The following is a 286-nucleotide window of genomic DNA, read 5'->3' on the forward strand; positions in this document are numbered from 1 at the left end:
TGCCTTTTGAAAATTTAATTCATACAACTGCCAATTTATTTGGAGGGAATTTCGGTTTATCGATTATTTTTATTACATTGATTATTCGGCTTATCCTTATGCTAATGATGCTTAAACAAACGAAAAAGCAACGGGCTATGAAAATAAAAATGGATGCGATGAAACCGGAGCTTGATGCCATTCAAACAAAGTTAAAGAAAACAAAAGACGAAGCAGAACAACAAAAGCTTCAGCAAGAAATGTTTGCTCTATATAAAAAACATAATGTTAATCCATTATCGATAGG

1 protein-coding gene is annotated in these 286 nt (G+C 31.8%); it reads left to right on the forward strand.

Annotation, left to right across the window (positions count from 1 at the left end; genetic code table 11):
• The coding region (locus tag PZE06_RS29195) for a YidC/Oxa1 family membrane protein insertase (protein ID WP_275792570.1) at positions 1-286 on the forward strand (286 nt) is incomplete at both ends.

The sequence above is a fragment of the Robertmurraya sp. DFI.2.37 genome, from assembly GCF_029211245.1.
GTDB classification, from domain to species: domain Bacteria; phylum Bacillota; class Bacilli; order Bacillales; family Cytobacillaceae; genus Robertmurraya; species Robertmurraya methanolica_A.